General features: G+C 39.8%; 2 protein-coding genes. One reads left to right on the top strand and one right to left on the bottom strand.

Annotation, left to right across the window (positions count from 1 at the left end):
- Window positions 1-76 precede the first annotated feature (76 nt).
- Window positions 77-475: an IS200/IS605 family transposase gene (tnpA, locus tag ACYTXL_RS35195; RefSeq protein ID WP_461928603.1), complete on the bottom strand. Its 399-nt coding sequence runs from the start codon at window positions 473-475 to the stop codon at window positions 77-79.
- Window positions 476-559: 84 nt separating this feature from the next.
- On the opposite strand from tnpA, the gene ACYTXL_RS35190 reads away from it, so the two are divergent.
- Entirely contained in the window at window positions 560-1,972 is a 1,413-nt protein-coding gene (locus ACYTXL_RS35190) for an RNA-guided endonuclease InsQ/TnpB family protein (protein ID WP_461928602.1), read from the top strand.
- Window positions 1,973-2,107 lie beyond the last annotated feature (135 nt).

The following is a 2,107-nucleotide window of genomic DNA, read 5'->3' as shown; positions in this document are numbered from 1 at the left end:
CACACCAGATTAACTGCGGCGGGGTAGCCCCTAAATTCTATTTATGGGGGCTAGCCGCAGGCGAATTCATTCGCAGTCAAGTTTCTTTCTGGTTTTGAATGTACATCTTAATAGTGTCTAAAGTCGCACCCCCTACAGTGGATACAAAGTAGGAATTAGTCCACAGAGAAGGTAATCGGCTTTTTAATTCTGGAAACTCTAAACGCAAGTATCTAGATGTTGCACCCTTGAATCTCTTCACTGCTCGGTGTACTCCAAATTGAGGGTCAACATCGATCAATAAATGTACGTGGTCAGGCATTATCTCCATTTCCAAGATTTCAACTTTAATCTCAATAGCTATTTGAGCAAGTAATTCCTTGAGTCTAGATGCAATAGCATTAACCAGAACTTTTCGCCTATATTTGGGGCAAAAAATTACATGATATTTGCAAGAGTAGACAACATTATTGTTGGATTTAAATTTTTCAGTCATTTGGCAAAATAGTAGTTTACTGTATTGTATCTATATGATAGAATAGAGATAACTAACAAGGAAACTAAAGGAGGTGATTCAATCTTGTCTGCGACACGCTCCGCGAAGGCAGCAAAAACATCTAGTTTCGTCACAGAAATACCGTTGATAACGACATCTAAAGATTTGTCTGTTCTTGCTGCCAGATTGGAAGCAGGAAGGCAACTATATAATGCTGTATTGTCTGAAGGTAAAAACAGATTGCAGTTGGTCAGAGATTCCGAACTTTACCAGCAAGCCCGACTCATAGATAAAAATGATAAAAAAGCTAAATCCACAGCATTTCAAAAAGCTAGAGAGGCTTATCGTTTTAGTGACTATGATTTGCAATCTTTTGCCAACAAAACAGCTATTGCAAGTATTTGGATTAAGTCTCACCTTGATGCTAATACCATTCAGAAAATAGCTACTAGGGCTTTTAAAGCAATAGATCGAATGGCTTTTGGTAAGGCTAAAAAAGTTAGGTTTAAACAGAAAGGTCAGTTTGCATCTTTAGAGGGGAAGACCAATAAGCAAGGCATCAGATGGACTGGTAATGGTGTTGAATGGTCAAAGTTAAAACTGCAAGCCATTATAACCAACGACCCTGTAATCTTGCATGGGTTATCATCAAAAATTAAATATGTTCGCTTAGTGCGTCGTATTCTTAATCAAAAAACTTATTGGTTCGCTCAATTAGTCTGTGAGGGTGAACCATATCAAAAACCTAAGAATATTATCGGTGATGGCACTGTTGGTATTGATTTAGGTGTTTCAACTGTTGCAATTGTTGGGGACAAAGAAACTATCTGGACTCCTTTTGCTGTTGGATTAGAATCAAAACAAAAGAAGATTAGAAAGCTACAACGCAAGATGGATAGGCAGCGCCGTGCCAATAATCCTGATAATTTTAATCCCAATGGCACAGTCAAGAAAGGTTCAAAACGTTGGAATAAATCCAACAATTATCAAAAAACTGCTGCCAAGAAACGCGAGATGGAACGCAAGCAAGCGGCTCAACGTAAATCATCTCATGGCAGGCTAGTTAATCAAACCTTGAAACTCGGTAAAAATATCAAAACCGAGAAGGTTTCGGTCATTGCTTGGCAGAAAAATTGGGGTAAGTCTATTGGCTTTAAGTCCCCCTCAAGTTTTCAATCAGAACTAGTACGCAAAGCTGAGAATGCTGGCGGAACAGTTCTAATGTTTTCGACAAGGTATACCGCACTTTCTCAAACTTGTTTGTGTGGTAACAAACAGAAAAAATCATTATCGCAACGTGTTCATCATTGCTCAGTCTGTGGGCTAAAGATGCAACGCGATATTTTATCTGCTTACTTGAGTCGTTACGTCGATTCAAAAACAGAAACCTTGTCAATCCAGCTAGCTAGAAATGGCTGGTTAGGGATGGAGAAATCCCTACTGGACGGTTGGCAAGATGGGTCAAACCAATCTGCGAGAACTGCGACTTTTTTCTAAGTCACCTATCAGTAATGATGGGTTAGAGCGGATGTCCAGTAATCTAATAGCGCGTGAGAAGTCGGAACCTGTAAGGGTAAACGAAACTCGCTCCGTGAGTTAGAACCCCCTGCGTTTACGCATGGGGTATCTCAG

The organism is Nostoc sp. (genome assembly GCF_054880495.1).
The sequence above is the reverse complement of the archived record's forward strand: the minus strand, read 5'-3'. Positions and strand labels throughout refer to the sequence as shown.